This is a genomic window from Sinorhizobium psoraleae (genome assembly GCF_013283645.1).
GTDB classification, from domain to species: Bacteria; Pseudomonadota; Alphaproteobacteria; order Rhizobiales; family Rhizobiaceae; genus Sinorhizobium; species Sinorhizobium psoraleae.
Map to the genome: position 1 here is coordinate 687,136 of NZ_JABEKV010000004.1, position 21,288 is coordinate 708,423.

At 61.2% G+C, this 21,288-nt stretch carries 26 protein-coding genes and 1 pseudogene; 20 read left to right on the plus strand and 7 right to left on the minus strand.

Translation table 11 applies throughout. The features are described 5' to 3' along the window. The first annotated feature begins 203 nt into the window (after positions 1-203). The 16 genes and pseudogenes from ILFOPFJJ_RS24300 (at position 204) to ILFOPFJJ_RS24370 (ending at position 13,866) form a co-directional block, all read left to right on the plus strand. Complete coding sequence (locus ILFOPFJJ_RS24300) at positions 204-884, plus strand: hypothetical protein (protein ID WP_173513087.1); 681 nt, start codon at positions 204-206, stop codon at positions 882-884. Positions 885-2,168: 1,284 nt separating this feature from the next. Next, positions 2,169-3,407, plus strand: coding sequence for a hypothetical protein (locus tag ILFOPFJJ_RS24305; protein WP_173513088.1), 1,239 nt, complete (start codon positions 2,169-2,171; stop codon positions 3,405-3,407). Positions 3,408-3,608: 201 nt separating this feature from the next. Next, entirely contained in the window at positions 3,609-4,475 is an 867-nt protein-coding gene (locus ILFOPFJJ_RS24310; RefSeq protein ID WP_173513089.1) for a phage tail tip lysozyme, read from the plus strand. Positions 4,476-4,541: 66 nt separating this feature from the next. Further along, the gene (locus ILFOPFJJ_RS24315; RefSeq protein WP_173513090.1) at positions 4,542-4,709 is read left to right on the plus strand and encodes a hypothetical protein; all 168 of its coding nucleotides are present in this window, start codon (positions 4,542-4,544) and stop codon (positions 4,707-4,709) included. Between the two features lie 2 nt (positions 4,710-4,711). Continuing rightward, positions 4,712-5,035 carry a hypothetical protein gene (locus tag ILFOPFJJ_RS24320; protein WP_173513091.1) on the plus strand — a complete coding sequence of 108 codons (324 nt, stop codon included), beginning with the start codon at positions 4,712-4,714 and terminating at the stop codon, positions 5,033-5,035. Continuing rightward, entirely contained in the window at positions 5,032-5,628 is a 597-nt protein-coding gene (locus tag ILFOPFJJ_RS24325; RefSeq protein ID WP_173513092.1) for a phage adaptor protein, read from the plus strand. The genes ILFOPFJJ_RS24320 and ILFOPFJJ_RS24325 overlap by 4 nt, the downstream gene beginning before the upstream one ends. Continuing rightward, entirely contained in the window at positions 5,625-6,227 is a 603-nt protein-coding gene (locus ILFOPFJJ_RS24330) for a hypothetical protein (protein WP_173513093.1), read from the plus strand. Before ILFOPFJJ_RS24325 ends, ILFOPFJJ_RS24330 begins: the two co-directional genes overlap by 4 nt. Beyond that, positions 6,224-7,852, plus strand: coding sequence for a hypothetical protein (locus ILFOPFJJ_RS24335; RefSeq protein WP_376741446.1), 1,629 nt, complete (start codon positions 6,224-6,226; stop codon positions 7,850-7,852). The genes ILFOPFJJ_RS24330 and ILFOPFJJ_RS24335 overlap by 4 nt, the downstream gene beginning before the upstream one ends. Continuing rightward, positions 7,849-8,295, plus strand: coding sequence for a GNAT family N-acetyltransferase (locus ILFOPFJJ_RS24340; protein ID WP_173513094.1), 447 nt, complete (start codon positions 7,849-7,851; stop codon positions 8,293-8,295). The genes ILFOPFJJ_RS24335 and ILFOPFJJ_RS24340 overlap by 4 nt, the downstream gene beginning before the upstream one ends. Before the next feature lie 7 nt (positions 8,296-8,302). After that, entirely contained in the window at positions 8,303-9,652 is a 1,350-nt protein-coding gene (locus ILFOPFJJ_RS24345; RefSeq protein WP_173513351.1) for a tail fiber domain-containing protein, read from the plus strand. An 84-nt stretch (positions 9,653-9,736) separates the two neighbouring features. Continuing rightward, positions 9,737-10,402, plus strand: a complete 666-nt coding sequence (locus ILFOPFJJ_RS24350; protein ID WP_173513095.1) for a hypothetical protein — start codon at positions 9,737-9,739, stop codon at positions 10,400-10,402. Positions 10,403-10,607: 205 nt separating this feature from the next. Then, positions 10,608-10,769 (plus strand): hypothetical protein, encoded by a 162-nt coding sequence (locus ILFOPFJJ_RS24355; protein WP_173513096.1) that lies wholly within the window; start codon positions 10,608-10,610, stop codon positions 10,767-10,769. 134 nt (positions 10,770-10,903) lie between these two features. Then, on the plus strand, positions 10,904-11,998 hold the full coding sequence (locus ILFOPFJJ_RS24360; protein WP_246299746.1) for a hypothetical protein: 1,095 nt from the start codon (positions 10,904-10,906) through the stop codon (positions 11,996-11,998). After that, complete coding sequence (locus tag ILFOPFJJ_RS24365) at positions 11,998-12,492, plus strand: hypothetical protein (protein ID WP_173513098.1); 495 nt, start codon at positions 11,998-12,000, stop codon at positions 12,490-12,492. The genes ILFOPFJJ_RS24360 and ILFOPFJJ_RS24365 overlap by 1 nt, the downstream gene beginning before the upstream one ends. A 177-nt stretch (positions 12,493-12,669) precedes the next feature. Continuing rightward, positions 12,670-12,933, plus strand: a pseudogene (locus ILFOPFJJ_RS36525) (glycosyltransferase family 2 protein); the annotation flags it as partial. A 57-nt stretch (positions 12,934-12,990) separates the two neighbouring features. Beyond that, positions 12,991-13,866 carry a hypothetical protein gene (locus ILFOPFJJ_RS24370; protein WP_246299747.1) on the plus strand — a complete coding sequence of 292 codons (876 nt, stop codon included), beginning with the start codon at positions 12,991-12,993 and terminating at the stop codon, positions 13,864-13,866. A 48-nt stretch (positions 13,867-13,914) separates the two neighbouring features. On the opposite strand, the gene ILFOPFJJ_RS24375 is transcribed toward ILFOPFJJ_RS24370, so the two are convergent. Next, complete coding sequence (locus ILFOPFJJ_RS24375; protein ID WP_173513100.1) at positions 13,915-14,214, minus strand: HigA family addiction module antitoxin; 300 nt, start codon at positions 14,212-14,214, stop codon at positions 13,915-13,917. Positions 14,215-14,241: 27 nt separating this feature from the next. Continuing rightward, a complete protein-coding gene (locus tag ILFOPFJJ_RS24380; RefSeq protein ID WP_173513101.1) occupies positions 14,242-14,523 on the minus strand; it encodes a type II toxin-antitoxin system RelE/ParE family toxin in 282 nt (93 codons plus the stop codon). Positions 14,524-14,643: 120 nt separating this feature from the next. Between ILFOPFJJ_RS24380 and ILFOPFJJ_RS24385 the strand changes: the two genes are divergently transcribed. The 4 genes from ILFOPFJJ_RS24385 to ILFOPFJJ_RS24400 all read left to right on the plus strand — a co-directional run bounded on the left by ILFOPFJJ_RS24385 (position 14,644) and on the right by ILFOPFJJ_RS24400 (position 16,692). Next, positions 14,644-15,477: a lysozyme family protein gene (locus tag ILFOPFJJ_RS24385; RefSeq protein ID WP_173513102.1), complete on the plus strand. Its 834-nt coding sequence runs from the start codon at positions 14,644-14,646 to the stop codon at positions 15,475-15,477. A 120-nt stretch (positions 15,478-15,597) separates the two neighbouring features. Next, positions 15,598-15,849, plus strand: coding sequence for a hypothetical protein (locus ILFOPFJJ_RS24390; protein WP_173513103.1), 252 nt, complete (start codon positions 15,598-15,600; stop codon positions 15,847-15,849). Next, positions 15,842-16,180, plus strand: a complete 339-nt coding sequence (locus ILFOPFJJ_RS24395) for a DUF1515 family protein (RefSeq protein ID WP_173513104.1) — start codon at positions 15,842-15,844, stop codon at positions 16,178-16,180. Before ILFOPFJJ_RS24390 ends, ILFOPFJJ_RS24395 begins: the two co-directional genes overlap by 8 nt. A 263-nt stretch (positions 16,181-16,443) precedes the next feature. Beyond that, positions 16,444-16,692 carry a hypothetical protein gene (locus ILFOPFJJ_RS24400; protein ID WP_173513105.1) on the plus strand — a complete coding sequence of 83 codons (249 nt, stop codon included), beginning with the start codon at positions 16,444-16,446 and terminating at the stop codon, positions 16,690-16,692. Positions 16,693-16,898: 206 nt separating this feature from the next. Here ILFOPFJJ_RS24400 and ILFOPFJJ_RS24405 read toward each other — a convergent pair whose 3' ends face one another. The 5 genes from ILFOPFJJ_RS24405 to ILFOPFJJ_RS24425 form a co-directional block, all read right to left on the minus strand. Continuing rightward, positions 16,899-17,198 (minus strand): hypothetical protein, encoded by a 300-nt coding sequence (locus ILFOPFJJ_RS24405; protein WP_173513352.1) that lies wholly within the window; start codon positions 17,196-17,198, stop codon positions 16,899-16,901. 544 nt (positions 17,199-17,742) lie between these two features. Then, a complete protein-coding gene (locus ILFOPFJJ_RS24410) occupies positions 17,743-18,096 on the minus strand; it encodes a VOC family protein (RefSeq protein WP_173513106.1) in 354 nt (117 codons plus the stop codon). 27 nt (positions 18,097-18,123) lie between these two features. Continuing rightward, positions 18,124-18,528, minus strand: a complete 405-nt coding sequence (locus ILFOPFJJ_RS24415) for an SRPBCC family protein (protein WP_173513107.1) — start codon at positions 18,526-18,528, stop codon at positions 18,124-18,126. A 108-nt stretch (positions 18,529-18,636) separates the two neighbouring features. Beyond that, a complete protein-coding gene (locus tag ILFOPFJJ_RS24420; protein WP_173513108.1) occupies positions 18,637-19,512 on the minus strand; it encodes a helix-turn-helix domain-containing protein in 876 nt (291 codons plus the stop codon). 252 nt (positions 19,513-19,764) lie between these two features. Beyond that, entirely contained in the window at positions 19,765-21,183 is a 1,419-nt protein-coding gene (locus ILFOPFJJ_RS24425; RefSeq protein WP_173513109.1) for an alanine/glycine:cation symporter family protein, read from the minus strand. Positions 21,184-21,288 lie beyond the last annotated feature (105 nt).

The following is a 21,288-nucleotide window of genomic DNA, read 5'->3' on the forward strand; positions in this document are numbered from 1 at the left end:
GGATCCAGCGTCAGAAACCCGACGTCCTTTCGGCGGTCTTTCGCTAAGGGATGCACTCAGGATTTTTGAGTGACGTTCGGCCTTGGTGCCAGCAGCCGGCTGACGTGTGAATATTTTCCTTCTCTCCTTGCGGTTGTTCCCGTAATGTTCTATTGCTTGGCGGATTTCGCGTAATTTTTGATGTCGGGGGCTGCAGAGGGGGAATGAAGAACTGGTTGCTGGGCACCCTCTATTTTTTTGTCGTGCTGTCGATCCTGGGCGGTGTGGCTTTAGGTGGCGCGATGCTTTGGTCCTCCTATCCTTATGGATATGAGGACCAAAGCCGCGCGGCCATTTGCAAGAGAAGCGCGGGGACGGCGCCCGAATGTGCGATGTTGCCAGAAAGCGCCGAGAAGGTGCTTGATGCCTTGCTTGCCTGTGACAACGACTTCTTCGAAGTTTTGAAGGAGGAAAGGGCGGCATTCGGCCGCGTCCCCGAGATTGTCCACATCAACAGGTACGGTTATCGCCGAACACACGTCGCTTTCGCTAAACCGATCGAAGCCTATGGTCTTCGCCTGACCGCCTACACGCAAGTCGCCGTCGACTCGGACCACGGATGGGCGCCGACGCAGTACGCTTGGGGGTTTCAAGTAATAGCGCTGCCAAAGGACGTCGCAAAGGCGATAGAGTTGCGGCGCCCGCAAATCGAAAAATTCAGAGAATACTATGGCGGGTGGCTGCAGGAGAGTGCGTTTGGAGCGCCGGTCAGCTTTATGATCCATGCCCGCCCGGATGAGCTCTTTCCGGGAACGTATCTCGAATGCAACGCGGGAGAGGAGGCTTCGGCGAAGATGGGGAAACTACCCCGGGTTTCGAAGCTTTTCCAGGTTTATGGCATGTGAGTTGTCCAATTTCCGAGGAAGGCCCGTCCCGCGCTGTTACCGGCGTAGACATGTCGACGCTAATGTAGCCCCTCTCTTACGCGAACGCGACGCGCTTTAGTGTCCACGCGGCGTGCCGGGTTGTGAATATATTCACTTTCTTATCCTGCGTGTGTCATGAAATGTTCTATCCCGCAACGATTTTGTAGAGGGGGCGCAAGACGCCAGGAGAACGCATGAGAAACTGGTTTTTGCGCATCCTCTATCTATTTGCTGGCGTCTTCGGGCTATTCCTCGTTCTGGGCGTCATGGTCTTCGCTACAATCGATCCATACTCGGACGAGGACATGAGTCGAGGCGGCATTTGTGAAAGAAGCGGAGATGTGGCACCAGAGTGCGCCATGCCGCCCGAGGACCCGGATAAGGTGCTTGACGCCTTGCTTGCCTGCGACGCCGGCTTCTTCAAGGTCCTCGCAGAAGAGAGGGCGGCTTTTGGGCGGACGGAAATTCAGCCGCTCGCCTACAACATGCTCGATTCCGAAGAGCCACGAGCAACTTTCGTGAGGTTCCGCGAGCCGGTGGAGGCTTACGGACTCCACCTGATCGGTTACCTGCAGGAGATGGATCCAAGCAACGTAAGTTGGGGTTTTCATGCGACCGAGAAGCCGGCCGACGTCGCGAGGGCAATCGAAGCACGGCACCCGGAGAAGGGCAGATTCAGCCAGCATGGCAACTCCTGGCGGCCGGAGGTATCGACGGCCAACGCGCCCCGCCAATGGAATCGTTATCAGCCCACCGAGCGAGGCCCTTCTTCCCGGAACGAGCCTTTATTGCCACCGCGCCCGGGGGACGGGTGCGATGGAAGAATTGCCCGATGGTTTCGATCTGTTACTGTCGCAAGGATTGGCAACGAATTTTGTCCGAAGGTTCGACGCGTTCACTGCTGCTGTCGAGAAGACGATTTTCGATTTCGCGCGATAATTGCGGTAATCGTTGGCGTCAGACCTGACGATGGCATCGGGGCGAAGTGGCTCCCCCGATTGAGACGTTGGAATTGCCCAAGATAACAAATGTGCAGTGCGGCGCCACCGCCGGCATGACCGGCGGCATGAATGCCCCGCCGGCACATCGCTCCTTGCCCGGCTATGAATATTCTCCGCGCGACTCTTGCGTGCGTTCTCTGTTTGTTCTACAACAAAAGGGTTGCGCGTTGGACTGTCAAGCGGCTCGTGGCACGGAGGGGGCCGGGCGGATGTTCGTTCCTGGGGGGCATCCGATCTGAAAGACGGCGTCGGCACACTGGCGATGGTCGCCGCGCAAACGGAAATGGTGTCTCACGCGTTTCCTGTCGGCCAGGGCACGGGCGATAGCGAGCGCGGAAACAAGCAGTTGAATTCATTTGCGTTGAGAGGAGCAATGTTGTTCAGGAGTTTCATCGCGGCCCGGGTCGCTCTCGTCGCACTCACTTTCGCCGCACTCACTTTCGCCGCACCGGCCTTTGCCGCGCCGGACCGGCTGCTCGATGCGCTGCTTTCCTGCAAGCCGGAGTTTTTCTCGGTGCTGAAGGAGGAAAGGGCGGCGCTGGGACCGGTAAGGATCGATTTCGATGAAGGCGAGAGCAACTCGCCGCACGGTCCGCCGCGGGAAAACTACTACAAGCAAATGGCGATCTTCGCAAAGCCGATCGCGATAGGTGGTTTCCCGATTATCGGTTATTCTCAAGACTACTCTGTTCGAAAAGGCGAGGCGCTCTCCTGGTATAATGTGTGGCTTCACGTTGCTTGGCCGCGGGACAAAGTTGTCCAAGCGCTCGAGGCACGAACGGGGATCACATTTGAGGAATCACGATATTACGACTGGAGGAGCAACGAGGCGAGGGAGGACGGTCGTGTATCACCGGAGTTCGCAGTTTCGGAAATGGATACCCCGGAGGGGCAGTCGATTTTGATATGTGACAGTGTTGGTGCCAACGACACGGAGGTCTTGCGGCTCCCCGATATTACGGAATTGTTTGGAGCGCCCGAACTGGGCCCGCTGCCGCTCGGCGACGCCGACCGGCTGATGAAGGGGTTGCTTTCCTGTACGCCGGAATTCTTCGATTTGTTGAAAGCCGAACAAGAAGCCTTCGGAGCGGTGCAAATTAGCCGCATATCTAGATGGGGCAAGAGCAGCGACCCGATTGAAACGCGGGTAAAGTTTCAATCGATCGTGCACGCGTGGGGACTCGATCTCACCGGCTATGTCCAAAGGGTAGATCGATCGGGCGGCAGGGAGAAGATTTCGTGGGGATTTGAAACAGCAGAATGGGTGCTCAAGCTCGAGCATACCATCGCAAAGCGCACCGGAAGCGTACACGTGGAGGGACAGGGATGGATGTTGAACCTGCCCACGGAAGCAACAGGCTACACGCCTTCACAGAGCTTCGCTATCGGTGATGCAGGTATCGAAGAGGGAGGACTCTTGTTCTGTTCATTCAGCTCGGGTGATTTTCCCGCGGCCGCCCTGCCTGAGCCCTCCGATTTGTTCCTGACGGCGGCGCGGTAGTTCAGAAAACTTACTGGTGCGTAGCCGCAATTGCGGCCGAGAGTATTTCCTGGAACTCCAGATTTTTCTCCGATCAGCCGACGGATTCTTTCGACAGTTGTGCAGTGGTGGCGGGCGACTTCTCAGGTCCTGAGACGTCTGGACCGGCCGTCGGCGCCTGCTCTGGATTCGTCGTTTCAATCCAATTGCTAAGGTGAATGAATGACCAAGCGAAAGTTAATGAATGCCGAAAGAAGCCTGAATTGGATGGGCTTCCCAGTGCAGAGCTATTCGATGCGCGACGCAATGGAGGATTTTGATGATCGTCCGACCGTTGACCTGAGGTGGATGAAAGAACTTGGCAACCGGGATAGCGGTGGCTCCCGTCCCTTTGCGCCGGACCATAGGCGGCTCGTCGAGCCAATGGCGAAAGCGCCGATGGATTATCGAGGAGCGTTGACGGAAACGACGGCATTTGGCAAGCGGGCGCAATTGCCGGCCGATCATTTTCAGAAGTTGAAGCCCACCGACATATTATCGGACAATATAGCCGCTCGGCTGAAGCGCGATTTTCAGCAAAAGCTGAAGATGAGCGAGGAGCAAGCTGCCGCCATCGTCGGAAACTCCGACCACGAGAGCGGTGGCTTCGGGCGAACCTTCGGCAACCTATGGCAGAACGGGCGTGTAGATAAGGACGCGTTTGGCTATGCGCAGTGGGACGGCAAGCGGAAGAAAGACTTCTTCGAGTGGGCGAGAGAGCGAGGATTGGATCCGCACTCCTACGAAGCCAACTATGGCTTCATGGAGCACGAATTCAAGAAAGGTGACGAATTCGACAATGGCAAAGAGCGCAGGGCACTCGCCGACTTCTATACGGCCGGGAACGTTGATGGGGCAACTGAACTGCTGGCTCGAGGGTATTTGCGTCCCGCCGACAAGAAGCTGCAGCTGCGTAAACGCCAGGCGGCAGCGAGAAACGCAATGAAGCTCCCGGACTACCAGAACGATATCCCTTATGACCATCCGCCGTGGCGAACGCCGGTCCCGGCGGCCCGCCCGGACTTTGATGGCAAGCCCTGGCGATATTGAGCGCGCATATCGAAACATCGTTAGCAAGGCGGTTCTTCGGAGCCGCCTTTTTCATTGGAGAAAGCAATGTCCGAAACAAAGAAGCCGGTGCCTGTCCGGCTGACCTATGACGTCTGGCTCAACGACGGCGAGCGGACCTCCGCCGGAACCGTCGTATCCTTGAGCCTCGGCGAGGCCAAGGCGCTGATCACCAACGGCAAGGCCGAGCGGGCCGATCCGCTGCCGGGAGAGTGACCATGGTGATCCGCGACGGCGAATGGAAGCTGTTCGACTATGATTTTCAGACCGGCCGCTCCGTCTGGGTGATGGAGGACGGCAACAGGACCCATTGGCGGACCGACTATCCGGTCGAGAACCTCGTCCGCCAGAACGAATTCACGCGCAACGCCACTGCCGGCAATGCCTTCGGCGAGTGGACGAAGGTCGCCTCGATCCCGCTCAACCTGGCGCATTCCGAAAACCTGGTGCGCGCGCATTCCGAAGGCGACGACCGCTATGTGAAGCGGTGGCTCAATGACGGCGACAACCACGCCTGGCGCAGCTTCGAGGGACATCTATGACCATATCCGACTATGCGTCGCTCCTCGTCGACGCCGGCGACTATTCCGGCCGCGACGAGATTGCCCACCTTTTCCCGCGCTTCCTCGTGATGTCCGAGCTCAAGCTCAACCGCGTCCTGCGCGTTGCCGACATGGAGAAGACAGTGGCGGTGCCACTGACCGAAGGCGAGGGCAGCCTGCCGGCGGATTTCCTGGAGGCGCGGCAGGTGCTTGCCGGCGACGGCCGGGCGCTGCGGGCGCTGCCGTTGCAGGAGCTCAGCGGTCACGGGACATCCGGCGGTCCGCCGATCGGTTACGCGATTGTCGGCAGCGCCATCAACGTGCGGCCGAAGGATGGCGAGGACATCCGCCTGACCTATTACGCGAAGATCCCGCCGCTGACGGCCGCCGCGCCACGCAACTGGCTGATCGAAAAAGCGCCGGACGTCTATCTCTACGCACTGGTCGAGGAGATCGCCATCTGGGAGCGCGATGCCGCCAAGGCGGGTGCTGCCGAGGCACTGAAGCGCCAGGCGATGGCGGCGCTGGGGCTTGCCGACGAGCGCCTGCGCTGGGGCAATTCCGAAATCGTCATCGGAGGGCTGACGCCATGACGCTGCTGACCGTGATCAACGAAGTCTCGGACATCGTCTCGCTCGACCGCTTCGACAGCGTCTACGGGACGAACGATCCGAATGCACAGACGATGGTGGCGCTGGCCGAGGAGGCGGGCGCGGAGATCGCACGGCGCGCCGACTGGAGGCGGATGCTGAAGACGCATGCCGTTTCCGGCTCGCCGGAGATGCTGCCCGGCGACTACCAGCGGCTGGCGCCCGGAGGACCGGTGCGGGCGGCGGATGGCCGCTTCTTCCGGCCGGTGAGCAACGTCGCGCAATGGGCCGTCATCGCTGGCGTCGCCTCGGCGGAACCCTATTGTCACCTCCGGGGCAGGGAGATGCTTTTCTCGCCAGCCGCTTCCGCCGCCGGCGCGACGATCGACTACGTGTCGAAGAACTGGGTGCTCGGCGATCCCTACGAAGAGCGCGATACGTTCCGGGCCGACGACGACACTACGCTCTTTCCCGAGCGGCTGCTGAAGAAGGGGCTGATCTGGCGCTGGAAGCGGCAGAAGGGCCTCTCCTTCGAGGATAACCTTGCCGAGTTCGAGGCGGATCTGCTGCAGGAGATCAATGCGGACAGGGGGACATCATGACGGAAGTTCGCATGATGACAGTTCGCCCTGGCCGCCTGCCGCAGACCAACCGCGGGCAGGCGAGCATCGGCCGGCCGCAGACCTCGCAATCGGTGACCTTTCCGGCGCCGAAACAAGGTCTCGTGACCACCGCCGACATGGCGTCGCAGACGCCGGGCTCGGCGACCGTGCTTACCAATTTCCTGCCGACCCTTGCCGGCTGCAAGATCCGCGGCGGCTCACGCAAGGTCGGGCTTGCGGCCGACGGCGGCGCCATCCGCAGCGCCTTCAAATACAAGTTCGGCAGCAACGAGAAGCTGTTCATGGCGACGGCAAGCGCGATCTACAACATGACCGCGCCGGCCGCCCCGCCGGCAACGACGGCAGCGGCGGTGAGCGGGCTTACCGGCGGTGACTGGTGCGCCTTCCAGCACACGACCGCCGGCGGCTCGTTTCTCGTCTGCCTGAACGGCGCCGACACGCGCCGCATCTATGATGGTACCACCTGGACGGCGACGCCGACGATCACGTTTTCGGATGCGACGACCATGGCTCAGCTCAACTACGGCTGGCTGTTCAAGAACCGCGAATTCTTCCTGAAGAACGCGACGCTCGACGCATACTACCTGCCGGTGAACGCGATCGGCGGCGCGGCGGCCGTGTTCCCGCTCGGCGGGGTGATGAAGAAGGGCGGGTCGCTCATCACCGGCTTTTCCTGGTCGCTCGAAAGCGGCGACGGCCTCTCGGATCTCTGCGTCTTCGTTTCGACCGAAGGGGAGATCGCGGTCTATGCCGGCTCCGACCCTTCGAGTGCCAGCGATTTCGCGCTGAAGGGCGTCTACCAGATCGGCAAGCCGCTCGGAAAGAACGCCTGGATCCGCGTCGGCGGCGACGTGCTGATTGCGACCTCGGACGGGCTGACGCCGATGTCGCAGGTGTTTCAGCGCGACCGGCAGGCGCTGAGCCAGGTTTCGGTCTCGCGACCGATCGAGGACGACTGGCGGCAGGCGGCAAACGCCACCGGATCCGGCTGGACGCTGAAACCCTGGGCCGAGCAGAACCTGGTCTTCGTTGCCTTTCCGGACAACAGCGTGGTCAGCGACAGGACATTCGTCTTGAATGTCTTGAGCGGGCGCTGGGCGACGATCAGCAACTGGCGGGCCAACTGCTTCGAGACGCTGCAGGGTGGGCTCTTCTTCGGCTCGCGAGAAGGCTATTGCTGGCAGGGCGACACCGGCGGCACCGACGACGGGCTCACCTTTGCCGCCACCTATCTCTCGCAGTTCACGCCGGCCGGACAATTCGGCCAGCGGACGGCGGCGACGATGGCGCACATGTATTTCCGCGCCAAGACGAAGCCGAAGGTACAGCTCTTCGCCCGCGCCGATTTCGACCGCACCGCGCCGCCCTTCGACCGGGTGACGGAAGGCGACGCGGCCTCGCCGGAATGGGACGTTGGCCTTTGGGACGTGGCGCGGTGGGACGGCGTTTCGGAAGCGCTGCGCTACGATTTTCGCCAGAACGTGCGCGCCAGCGGCGACATGCTGGCGGTCGGCTGCGTCATCACCTCCGGCGGCGCGGTGAAACTCGACATCGAAGTGGACCTCGCCACGCTGCAGGTGTCCGCCGGGGAGGCGAGCGCGTGATGATCATCTGGGGCGGGGCGGGCGACCCTGCGAAGAATGACGCGATCGCCGGCTTCGTCGCCGCCCATATCGACGGCTGCGAGAGAGGCTTTGCCGACTTCACCACGCTCGGCGTGACGGAGGAGGGCAGGCTCGTCGCCGGCGTCGTCTACCACAACTATTCGCCCGAAGCGGGCATCATCGAGCTTTCGGCCGCCGCCACCAGCAAACGCTGGCTGACGCGCCCGGTGCTGAAGGCCATGTTCGGTTATCCCTTCGACGAGATCGGCTGCCAGATGGCGGTGCTGCGCGTCTCCGAGGAGAACGCCGGCATGGTCGGGATCGCCCGGCGCTTCGGGTTCACGAGCCACCGCATTCCCCGCCTTCGCGGGCGGGAGGAGGCGGAAATCATCTTCACTCTGACAGACAACGACTGGCGGGCGCATCCCGTCAATCGAAGGTAGGTGTGCTATCGGAAAGTCAAAAGCTCCCACGCCCCCCGATCCGAAGGCGACGGCGGCGGCACAGACAGCGACCAATATCGGCACGGCGGTCGCCAACGGATACATGGGCAATGTCAACCAGGTGACGCCGGACGGCAGCCTCACTTACAGCTATGCGACGCAGAAATGGACCGATCCCTTAAGCGGGAACGTCTACGATCTGCCCGTGGCGACGGCGACGCAGAAGCTCTCGGAGATGCAGCAGAAGATCAAGGATCAGAACGATGCGGCGAACCTCAATCTCGCAACGCTCGCCACATCGCAATCGAGCCGGCTGAACGACCTGCTCGGCAAGCCGATGGACATTTCGAAGGCCCCGGCCGCCGGCGACCCTTCGAAGCTCCAGCTCCCGCAATACCAGCAGTTTTCCGGCGGGCCGGAGCTTCAAACTTCAATCGGCAATGCGGGCAACGTCACGCGCAGCTACGAGACGGATTTCGACACCTCGAAATACGAGAATGCGCTGATGGCGCGGCTCAACCCTGAGCTCGAGCGTGACCGCGCCGCGCTGGAAACGCGGCTTGCGAACCAGGGCCTGCAGCCGGGGTCGGAGGCCTATAACCGGGCGATCGACGAGGCGAACCGGACGTCCAACGACGCCCGCATCGCCGCCGTGCTGAACGCCGGCCAGGAACAGACGCGGCTTGCCAACCTCGCCAACCAGAAGGCAAGCTTCGAGAATTCGGCGCAGGCGCAGGCCTACGGGCAGGCGCTGCAGAACGCCGACTTCGGCAACAACGCCAGGCAGCAGATGCACCAGAACAGCCAGTCTGCGACGGCGGCGAACAATGCGCTCAAGGACCAGAGCTTCAATGCCGAACAGGCGCGGATCAACGCGCAGAACACCGCGCGCTCCAACTATCTCAACGAGCAATATGCGCAGCGCAACCAGCCGATCAACGAGATCTCGGCGCTGCTTTCCGGCGCGCAGGTGACGAACCCGAATTTCGTGCCCACGCAGGGGCAGTCGATCCAGCCGGTCGACTATGCCGGGCTGGTGCAGCAGAACTACCAGAACCAGATGGCGTCCTACAACGCCCGGCAGCAGGCAGGCGGCAACCTGCTCGATTCCCTGCTGAGCTTCCTCCCCAAGTCCGATCGCCGCGCCAAGAAGAACATCGAGAAGATCGGCAGGCTCAAGGGGCACAGCCTTTATGAGTTCCGCTACAAAGACGAGGCGGACTCCGGGCCGAAGCATATCGGCGTGATGGCGCAGGAGGTGGAGAAGACCCGCCCCGACGCCGTGGTACGCGGGCCGGACGGCATGCGCCGGGTGGATTATGGCCGGCTTTTTGCGGCGGGGAAGGGGCGGAAGTAGATAGCCTTAGATTTCATCTCGCGTTGTTTGGGAACCGAACGCGGCCGCTCGTGCAGCGGTCACAAGTACTAGAAAGGACTTTCAATGGATATGGGACCGCGGCCGCGAAGAAGCGATACGCCGCATTTGTTCGATCTTCAACAAACGATTGCAGACGCCGTGCGGCAGTCGATGACCATCGGCAAGGCACCGGCGACGTCGATCGATTCATTGAGCGCAGCGATGGACGCGGGCTTCCTTGATGAAGTTCGATCCGGAAAGGTCTCGACGGCGGAAGTTCGTGAGCGGCAGCGCCAACAGGAGGCGCTGAGGTTCAAGCGTGATGAGGCGCTTCGACGCAAGCAGGCCGAGTGGCAAGAGCGGAAGCGCCGGGAGATGATGGCAAGATTTGAAGAAATCGAGCGGTTGGAGGAGCGAGATCGCGTTGCAGCGATGGGCAATTTTGCGGAAGAGGGTGAAACCATCGGTAGCGTTTTTGGAGCCGTCGTCGGGCCTCTTGCGGGTCTGGCGAGCGCACCTTTCGTGAGCCCTGCCGGCGCCACCGTCATCGGAGAGGCCGCCGGTGAGGTTGGAAGCCGCGCCGGTGGTGCTCTCGGTCGGGCGATCGGCGAAAAAACCGGTCGCGGCGGCCCGAGAAACTACCAAAACTTCAACCCGATGGGCGACTTTACCGGTGACTATCGTCGGCGACGACCTGCCTTCGCCTTACCGGTTCCGGCGTTGACGGACAGGCAGAGCCACCTTCCGTGATTTGCGTGCCCCCTGCTTCCAGCTTACGGGAGCCTTCCTGCGCGCATTCAGTAAACCGAGATACGGCAAGAAAACCATTGGCGGCCTTTTCAATGTTGCCTATGGTTGTGACTCGATTGGCGTTCGCGCGAAATGGGCCGAAGCGAACATGGAGAGCTCGTCGGCACGACTTGTCGCAACGGAGCCGACGTTCCCGGGAGGAGTAATGAAGCATATCTATGTTGGCGTTGTAACTTTTGTTCTTTTGCAGTCGGCTCATTATGTCTTGCAGTACTTTGGCCTAAGGTTGTCCAAAGGTAGAGCTGCCTTGCTTTGGGCATTTGTTGGCGGCTTCTCCGCGGTGCTCGTTCGCTGGCTTTCCGCATGATCCGACACCTTGGCGGCGTCGAAGATTGGCTCCGATAACTGCGGGGAGCGGCGAAGGTCACGCAGCCACAATCATCACCATTTCCAATCTTTTTGGCGGCCTCCCATCGGGGGGCCTTTTTCATGGAGGCTATCTTGCCAAGAACAGGCGGAGTCTATTCCCCACCAGCCGGTACCAAGGGGGTGCCGAACACGACCATCCAGAGCGTTCCCTATAACGCGCTGATCGATGATCTCACGGCCGACGCCAATGCCGCGCGGCCGATCACCGCGGGCGGAACCGGTGCCACCAGCGCCAGCGCCGCCCGCACGGCACTCGGCGCGCAGACGGCCAGCGCGGCGCTGAGTTCGATCGCCGGGCTCGCGACCGGCGCGGACAAGACGATCTACACGACCGCGGCGGACGCCTATGCGACGACGGCGCTGACGCCGTTCGGTCGATCCCTGATCGACGACGCGGACGCGGCGACGGCGCGATCGACGCTCGGCCTCGTCATCGGCACGAATGTCCAGGCGTTCGACGCCGGGCTTCAGTCGATCGCCGGGCTGACGACGGCCGCTGACCGCATGATCTATACGACGGCGGCGGACACCTATGCCGTCGCCCCGCTCACGGCCTTTGCCCGCACGCTCCTCGACGACGCCGACGCGGCGACGGCGCGCTCGACGCTCGGCCTTGCGATCGGGACAAACGTCCAGGCCTACGACACCGGCCTCGCGGCCATCGCTGCGCTACCTGTCACGAACGGCAACTTCATCGTAGGCAACGGAACCACATGGGTCGCCGAAAGCGGCGCAACGGCCCGCGCCTCGATGGGGGCGGCATCAACCGCGACGACCATGACTGCCGGCAACGGACTGACCGGCGGCGGCGACCTCTCCGTAAGCCGCACGCTTACATTGGGCACCCCGTCAAGCATCACCAACGACACGACGAATAGCGTGACCAGCACCAGCCACACCCACGCGCTGGGGTTCACGGCGGCGGAGGTTTATACGGGGACCACGCAGGATGCGACGAGTCTGCCGATTGGCCATGTATTGAGTGCGTCCACGAATACATGGATCAACCGTAACCAGAGCGTCGGCATTTACATCTACACCGGCCAAGCGATGAGTTACGTCACCCAATACTATTCTGGTTTGGGAGCTCAATTGGCGGGCACATGGAGGGCGAGGGGCGTCGTTGCCGGTAACGATCAAATTCAATTGTTCCAGAGGACCGCGTGATGACTGAAATCTCCTTTGGAAAGCCGTCGCTTAACGCTGTGTATTCTGTGTATGCGACTGCCGAACACGGCGTCTTTGTACTTGACTGCAATGTCACCGACGCATTCGGTGAGACCTACGACGCAGTTCATTGTTATCGACCGGACGACTCTTACGGTTTAACTCAGCTCGCTGGGCAGTGGCTCGCGGACAACCCGTCATTTCCCGTGCAGCCGTATGTACCTCCTACGCCGGCACAAATTCGTGCGTCCATGTCGACCCTTACTGCGCGGCAGCTTCGTCTTGGTCTTCTGCATGCTGGGATTTCTCCCTCCCAGGTGGATACTGTCATCAACGCTTTGCCCACGGGACAGGCAAAAGAGAGTGCTCTGATCGAATGGGAATACGCGACGACCTTCTACCGAATGCATCCGCTTGTTTCCACGATAGGTGCCGCGCTGGGGCTAACTGACGACCAGATCGACTTGATGTGGAGCGCGGCGCTCGGTCTTTGATCTATACCCACATGTCTTGCCCTCCGTCTTCCGCGACCCGAAACCGATGCGGGAATTCTTCAGCGCATTAAAAGCGACCATCTGAGCCGCTGACGACCGCATTGCCCGTCGCGGCTGGATTGAAAGATCTGCCAACGTCCGATAGTTTCCCCGCCTCTTCTCCCGGTGAGGTTGTTAATGCCCCGATTCTCCATTGTTATCCCGTCACGCAATAGAGCGGACCTCGCTCTTAGTGCCCTGCAGAGCGTTCTTGAGCAGGACTTCCGCGATTTCGAGGTAATTGTCTCTGACAACTCCGACGAAGACGAATCCAAGGCGCTCTTCAGGGCACTTCAGCCGTTTTCCGCGGATCCGAGATTTCGCTACATCAAACCGCAGCGCCCATTGCCGATGACGGCTCACTGGGAATGGGCAGTTGCCCATGCGACCGGCGAATACGTCGGTATCCTCACCGATCGCATGATCCTCCGGCTGTATACGCTTTCGACCGTAGACGCCGTGATCGCTCACGGCAGCCCTAAGCTTGTCGCTTACGAGAGAACGAATCTCATTGAAACGGGAACTTCGTTCGCAGTCCCGCAAAAAGGCAGCGGCGCAGCACCGCTTGTGACAATCCGGAAAACGGCGCCAATCATCGAGGCCTTCAGCCGTTCGGACTTCAGTCCGATGGACACTCCCCGTTTCCTGAACAGTTTTGTTTCGGCGGCGTTTCTTGACCAGATCCGATCAGAGTACGGCTCTGTGTTTACCGGCGTTGCGCCCGACTACGGCTTCCTCATGCGCGTGCTTGATCAGGTTGATGAATTTCCCTTCATCGAAACACCTCTCTTGATCAAGCATTCCGAAGACCGCAGCAACGGCAAGAGCTTCACGCACTATAACCTCGATAAGGCTGGCAACGACTTCATCGCCTTCTCGCGAAGCGAGCAAGGGGAGTTTCTGAAATTCTCACCGGTGCCGGACGACCTCGTTATGATCACGAACGTGATGATGCGAGAGTACGAAATCGGCCGGCATAACCAACGCCGCGGCCATTTTCCGAACTTTGAGAAGCAGGCCTTTTATAACGAAAGCATGCGGCATCTGATCGTGTTGAAGCGCGAGGGGAAGGACGTTGCACTGCTTCTCGATCGGATGGAAAAATACCGAGCGGAAAACGGCCTTTCTCCATACCGACTTAGCAGCCGTGAACGGCGCAAGCACATCCGAGCCAAGATCCACAGGGTGCTCGGGCTTTCGCCTCGGAAAGGGAAGCCCAAGGTCGATGGCCCGACATTTCCAACAATTATCGATGCGCTGCGGATTGAGGCCCAAGAGAGGCGAAATCGCCTCGTCCTGCTGAACGAGGAACTGGTCTCGTTCGGCCAAGGATGACGGACGGATTGCAACGAGCCGGAGGCGTTGGCCGATGGCGGACCTCGGCTAAGCTGCAACCTCGAGTTCTGGAATTTCGGCCAGTTCATCCTTCAAAGCTGCCGCCGCGATCTTCAGGTCATAGCTCGCCTGCAGGTTCAACCAGAATTCGGGAGTCGTGCGGAAGAATTTCCCGAGTCGCAGTGCCGTGTCCGTAGTGACAGCGGTCTGTTCGGCTGCGAGGCGCTCGATCCGCGTGCGCGGAACCCTGAGCTTTTTTGCCAGGGAGCCTGCGCTCATATTAAGAGGCACAAGATATTCCTCCCGCAGGATCTCGCCCGGGTGGACCGGCGGCAAAATGGAACTCATGGCTCAAGCCTCCGCAGTTCGTACTGTTCAATGGTAATCCACGATTTCAACATCTTCGGCGCCTGCATCGGTCCAAACGAAGCAGATACGCCATTGATCGTTGATTCGGATCGAATGCTGGCCTTGCCTGTCACCTTTCAACGCTTCCAACCGATTGCCGGGCGGGGAGCGTAGGTCTTCAAGCGCAGCAGCGCTTTCAAGCATCGTTAGCTTGCGAACCGCCGATCGTAAGATTTCCTGGGGAAATCCCTTCGGCGCTCTCCCGGATGCTACTGTCCTGGTCGTGGCGTCCTTGAATGAGCGGATCACAGGCTATCCCTGAAGAGATGTATCATATCGTGATACATCTCTAAGTCAATCTATTTGTATCGTCTCGTGATACATCTTCCGCTTACCTGTACAGCGGGCGTTCCTAAAGGAAAAATCAAAATGCACAAAACCGTGCCTCCCGGCGCGGCGATTCTGCTTGACTTTATTCGGGAGACCGAGGTCGGGCGGAAAGACCGCGCGTCTTATGACGTGATCTATGCCAACAAGCAGAAGAGGCTGAGGCAGCCGCTGACGACCATGATCTTTGGCGATGTGGTGGACGCGCAAAGGTCGTGGTCGAAAAGCCATGGGTCGAGCGCCGCCGGCGCCTATCAGTTCATGCGGGCGACACTGATCGGCCTGGCGAGGGAAATGCCCTCCGTCGAGGAAACGGACATCTTTACGCCCGATCTGCAGGACCGCCTCGGCTACCATCTGCTGAAGCGCCGCGGTTACCGGGAGTTCGTGGCCGGCGAGCTGTCGTTGGTCGAATTCGGCAGGCGGCTCGCGCAGGAATGGGCGTCGCTTCCGGTTCTGGCCGACACCAGGGGCAATGAGCACGAGGTGAAGCGCGGTCAGTCCTACTACGCCGGCGATGGTCTCAACAGGGCGCTGGTGAAGCCGGAGAAGGTCGAAGCCGTGCTGCGCGATGTGCTGGCCGCGGCGCGGCGGCCGGCGAGGCTGGAAGAGGAAGGGGCCGCACCGGTCGTGCCGGGCGAACCCGCGGCGGTTCCCATGCGCCCGCCGTCGAAGCGCAAGGCGGTGGCGAGGTCCGGGCGCTTCTGGACGTGGCTGCTGACGGCCGGGGGCAGCATCGTCACGGGCTTGAAGGAGTTGAATCTCGTCACGCTCGACTGGCGGGTGCAACTCGTCATCCTGGCGGTGATCATCGGCTTTGCCGTCTATGCCATCTCCTCCATGCCCGTCGTGCGCGAGGCGCTGGGCCTCGAATGATGATGTTCTGGGGAAAGATCCTTGGCGGCGGGCTCGTCCTCGCTGCCATCTCCTGGGCCGTTCTCGAAATCCGCATGGACGGGGCCCAAGCGGTGAGACATGCAATCGAAAGGCAAAACAATGAAGCAGCGGATCGCGCTGACGCGAAGCGTCGCGCTTATGACGCCTGCCTTGATTCTGGCGGGGTGTGGGATTTCCGGACCGGCCGATGTGACGGGCCTGAGGCGCGTCATCGGCACTGATCTCCTCGGTGCCCGCGGCGCAACGCCGGCCGACCAGCGCCGCATAGACCGCACGGTCGTCGGCCTTTGTGCGGCGGCCCTATGGACCAGCGCCGAATGCGGCAGACATGGAGAGCGCGGAGATGATTGACGGGAGCGTTCACCAGCAGCTCGGGACGCTGATCGCCGAAGTGAAGAACCTGCGCGAGGATTTTCGGCGATCGGAGGACAGATCGGAGACGAGCCGCGCTTCGATGAACCACCGCATGGATGCGCTCTTCGCGCGGGTGGGGACACTCGAAGGGGCGCTGTCGCTCGCCAACGAAGACATTGCCGACATGAAGCCGGTGACCGAGGACGTGCGGAAATGGAAGCTGATGGGAATGGGCGCGCTCGGCGTCATCGGCATCGGCGGCGCGGCACTCGGGGTGACGTTTGCGGACGCGGCGAAACGGGTGCTGATGCTGTTGCGCGGCGGGTGAAATCGCTCGTGGCGACGCGCTTCGGGCCACTGCATCCATCGGCTGTCCATCGGCGCGGGACGCGGCGTCGGGTCGTGCGGAAATGTGAGGGAGCAATACTCCAGGTTGCGGCGTCTTGCGACCAAGCGTAGAGCGAGAACAGCCGCCTGCACTGGTTCAACATGGTTGTGGATATCAGTCCCGGATGGTGTTGCTTCCCTGAAATTCCCGGGTGCGATCAACGCGACTGCGGTTACCTTTCTGCCCGGGGGAGGACCAAGGGGATGGTGACTGTCGCCGACATCAATCTGACGTGGGTGGAGAAGCGGGCGGACGCTTATTGCGCCAAGCTTGGTGAGCATGAACTGGGCATCGTATTGAAGCGCCACGCGCGCGGAGACTGGGCCTGGACGATCTGGCACTTCAACGGATCCGGCAGTGGCGATTTCCATCACGCCGGGACGCTCGATGCGGCCCAGGCCGAAGTGCTGGCGGGCGTGAAGGACTGGTTCCGACAGGCCGGCTTTTCCTAAAACAAGGAGGAAATGCTCTCCGGCCGGTGCGACCCACTGCCTTCACAAAAGGGGTGGCGGCGGACCGCTCATATCAAAGACTCCGCTGCGAAGCTCCGCGTGGATGCAGCGACTTTGTGGCGGGTGCGGATACGGGAGGCCTGTGCCCATTCTGCGCCGCCGACCTGCCGGGCGGGGGCTTTAGGGAAGGTTCCCGGCGCGCGAGATCAGTCGAAGTTGAAGAAATCGTAGCGGTAGCGCCGGCTGACGAGGCGCAGCGAGCGGTCGGGCTCAATCACGTAGGTCTCATAGACGGTGCGCCCCGCGCGATCGTTGAACTGGTGCGGCACGATGCTGCCGATCGGCGCCTTGGTGAGCCTTGTCCGCGGCTGGCCGCCATAGGTAATGCTGCCGGGTATCGGCTCAAGATAGGGCGAATAGCCGAATGTGGTGGCCGTGGCCGTGCAGCCGCTCAAGCTCGAAGCGAGCAGGATGGCGGACAGCAAGGTGGGCAATAGCGCAGCCAGGGGGATCTTCATGGCTCTTCCTCGTCGCTCGATATCGCCTGCGAGGTGCCGGCGGCCTCGCAGGCTGTCAATCACGCCTCGTCCTTTGCGCGTCTGACGACAGCGCCGCGCGTCTTATCGGACGCGCAAAAGTCGCTGTAGCACTTTGAAATGCTGCGTGTCTTTGTCCTTGAATCGAAGTCGATTCAAGAGACATGCAGTAGACGCGCGGCGCTGTAGAAGGGCAAGAGGCCCCGCGTCTTGCAAGGGCGTGGGGCCTCCTGCTGTCGAACTCACGCGGAGGTTGGACTCGCTATTGCTGCCGGTTCGGTTCATCATCACGGGGAACCCTCGCTGGCGAGGGGCGTTCTGGTAAAGCGCCTCGGTGTGCGCCGGAACGCGGTGCGAGAGGCGCATAGCTTAGTGATACTCGAGAGGAGAAATCGAGATGTCACCAGAGTGGCCAATGTTCATTCTACAGTGCATCGTCGTCTTCGGCCTCGTCAGCGCGCTGTTCATTCGGTTCGGCGAGTAGCGAGCGCCACTCGCCTTCCATCCGCGGTACCTACTGGGCCGACCAGACCGCCAGCTCGTATCCGTCCGGGTCGGCGAAGTGGAAACGGCGGCCGCCGGGGAAGGAGTAGATCGGCTTGACGATCTTGCCGCCGGCCGCCTCGACCCGCCGCGCGGCCTCCTCCAGGTCGTCTGCATAGACGATGACGAGCGGCCCGCCGCTTCTGACAGGCCCAAGCGTCGTGAAGCCGCCGGTCAGGCGGCCGTCGGCGAATTCGCAATATTCCGGCCCGTAATCGGTGAAGGTCCAGCCGAAAGCGCGGCCATAAAAAGCCTTGCTCGCCTCGATGTTCGCCACGTTGAACTCGATATAGTCGATGCGGCGATCGTTGCCCTTGTTGCTCATGTGCGCCCGGTTCCTCCTGTTCGTTGCTTACCGCTCGGATTCCATGATGGACTTGAGCGTCGCGAGATCCTTTTCAACGGCTGCCGCATCGGCGGCGAATTGCTCGTCGTTCATGTCCGGTTGCCGCAGCAGGGTGAACATAACCTCGGCACCGTCGCCGTTCGGCACCACGCGCAGTGCGTTGTGGACTTTCAGACCGTTCTCGAGCGTCACCAGGTGATCGACGACGCCGAAGTCGTTGTGCGGTGCAAAGCGCACACGGGCGTTGCCCAGCGGACCGGGTGCGATCCATTCGTCGCCGTCGCGGGTGAGCCCCGTTGAAAGCCCGGCCGCCCAAAGCGGCATTTTCTCGTGATCGGCCATGAATGCATAGACGTCGCGCCAGTCGCGCGCGATCGATATGTGGATGATCCTGGCGGCCATGGTTGCCATGCGTTCACTCCCTTTGGCGCGCTATCGCTAACACGTCCCGCAACTGCCGTCTTGAACGAAACGGCCAAGCGTCGCTGCGTCGCTTTTCAACAGCAGAACCATTTCAGATCAAACTTTTACAGCGCCAATCTCAACTTGTTTCCTGGAATTGCGCTGAGACAGTTGCCTTTGGATCTCGCGTGGCGTCAGGGAGGTAAGCTGCCTCGTCTCCCGGGTAAGATGGGCCTGATCCGCATATCCGGCATCCATCGCAAGCATCGCCAGCTCTCCTTGCGACCGATGTCGGCAGACGGTGAAGAAGCGCTGCAAGCGAAGGATGCGGTCGAGGGTTTTCGCACCGTAGCCGAAATATTCATGACAGCGGCGTCGAAGCGTGCGTTCGCTGAGGCCGGTTTTCCAAGCGATGGCTCGAACAGGATCGGCTGCCGCCCCGCGCACTTCGTTCAAATGCTCGATGCATGCGGCGATATCCGGCGGAGAGGGTTGAACAGCCGCCAGGCGGCATCGGAGCGCAGCGGCAAGAACGACGAACCGCTCCGAAGCGCCACGCGCCTCCCGCATCTTGGCGTCGATCTCCCTAGCCTCGCGTCCCCAAAAGAAATCCAGCGGTAGGGTCTGGCCGGTGATTTCATGAAGCGGCACGCGCAGCCAGGGTGCCGCCGCGCCGATCCGAAAACGGGCGCCGAAGATGATCTCGCCTGCAGTGATTTTCGGACAAGCGGCGACCCTGTCGGGGCCGACGACCGCCAGGCCGCGGGACGTCCAGATGATATCGGCGCAGCCGTCGGGAACGACGGCGATGCGCGGCGACTCTCCTTCGGCGAACTGGTGTATCCACAGGCACTTCAGATGGGAGGCAAGCGGGGCCGTCGCCGGTCGTTCGAGATAGACACCCGAGCTTTGGGCCAAGCGGAGACCGGGGGCGTAGCGCGAGCGCCGAGCTGTTGGCTCCTGCTGCGGCCTGCGGAATGTGATCCCGTTCATGACTTCCGATCCGACTTGACGCATTGAAATGGCGCTCGCGTTTCTCTCCTTGAGTGTCGCCGAAATCGGGACGGGCGGCAACGGCCGCCTGTCGGCGGCACCCTACAGGGGGAATGAAAAGGCGCGCCAGAACCGGCGCGCCCCAAGTTCTGGAGCGCCGTGCGTTCGAATGAACGCGCAAACGACGCTCTAGCACTTTGATTCCAGAGCATCTTATCCGCTTTCGGTGATTCCACCTGAAAGCGGGATGCTCTAGTCGCGCGACCAGATCTCGCGATCGATCTTGCCCTGCAGCTCCGGATAATCCGCCGCGTGAAACACGGGAGCGAGTCCCTGCTTGCGCTGATCGAAATAGTCCTTGGTCAGCTTGGCGATCGTCCCGGAAAGAAAAAGGATCGCGATGAGATTAATCGTCGCCATGAATCCCATCGTAGCGTCCGCAGCGTCGAAAACGGTGCCGATGCTCTGATAGGCGCCCCAGACCACCATCGCCAGCACGGCGCAACGCATGACAGTGACCCCAAGCCGGTTTCCGCCGCCGAGATAGGTCAGGGCGTTCTCGGCGTAAGAATAGTTGCCAATGATCGAGGTGAACGCGAAGAAGAAGATCGCGATCGCGATGAAATAGGTGCCGGCTGCGCCGATATGGACGCTCATCGCGGCCTGTGTCAGTTGCGTTCCCGTAATGCCGGAACCGGGTTCCAGCGTGCCGGAAAGCAGGATCATCACCGACGTCGCCGTGCAGATGAGAATGGTGTCGATGAAGACGCCGAGCGATTGGACGAAGCCCTGAGAAGAGGGGTGATGCGGCACCGGGGTCGCGACAGCGGCGATGTTGGGGGCCGAGCCCATGCCTGCTTCGTTGGAGAAGAGGCCGCGCTTGACGCCGTTGAGCGTTGCCGCGGCAACTCCGCCGGTGATGCCGCCGGCCGCTTCCTGCAGCCCGAAGGCGCTCGAGATGATTGTCCAGATCACGTTCGGCACCAGCGCGGCGTTCGCGATGAGCACATAGACCGCCGTCAGCAGATAGGCGACCGCCATGAAGGGAACGACGACCTCGGCGACGCGGGCGATCTGCCGGATGCCGCCAAAGATGACAGCGCCGGAAAGAATGGCAACGGCGATGCCGACGGTCAGCTTCGGAACGCCGAAGGCGCCCTGGACCGCATCGGCGATCGAATTCGCCTGAACCGCGTTGAAGACCAGGCCGAAAGTGAGGATCAGGCAGACGGAGAAGATCGTCGCGGCCCAGGGGGCATTGAGGCCGTGGGCGATGTAGAAAGCCGGTCCGCCACGGTATTGGCCGTCCTCGTTGCGCACCTTGTAGAGTTGTGCCAGCGCGCTTTCCGCATAAGCCGTCGCCATGCCGACGAGCGCCACCATCCACATCCAGAAAGTCGCGCCCGGTCCGCCAAGATAGAGCGCGACCGCGACGCCGGCGAGATTGCCGGTTCCGACACGAGAGGCGAGGCTGACCATCAGTGCCTGGAAGGGGCTGATGCCGGCTGCGTCCTTGGTCCCGCCACTGCTCAAGACCCGAAACATCTCGCCGAAATGAGCGATCTGGGGAAAGCCGAGCCGAACGGTGAAATAGATGCCGACCGCCAGCAGACCATAGATGAGCACGTAGCCCCAGAAGATAGTGTTCAGAAAGCCGATGATCGTATCCATGCGGTCCTCGCTCCTTGATGTTTCGTCGATCTGGAGATGGCGCGTCGGGGTTAAATTCCCGTTTCGGTGGGTTCGACGCATGTGCGGCATTACGGCGCAAACTTG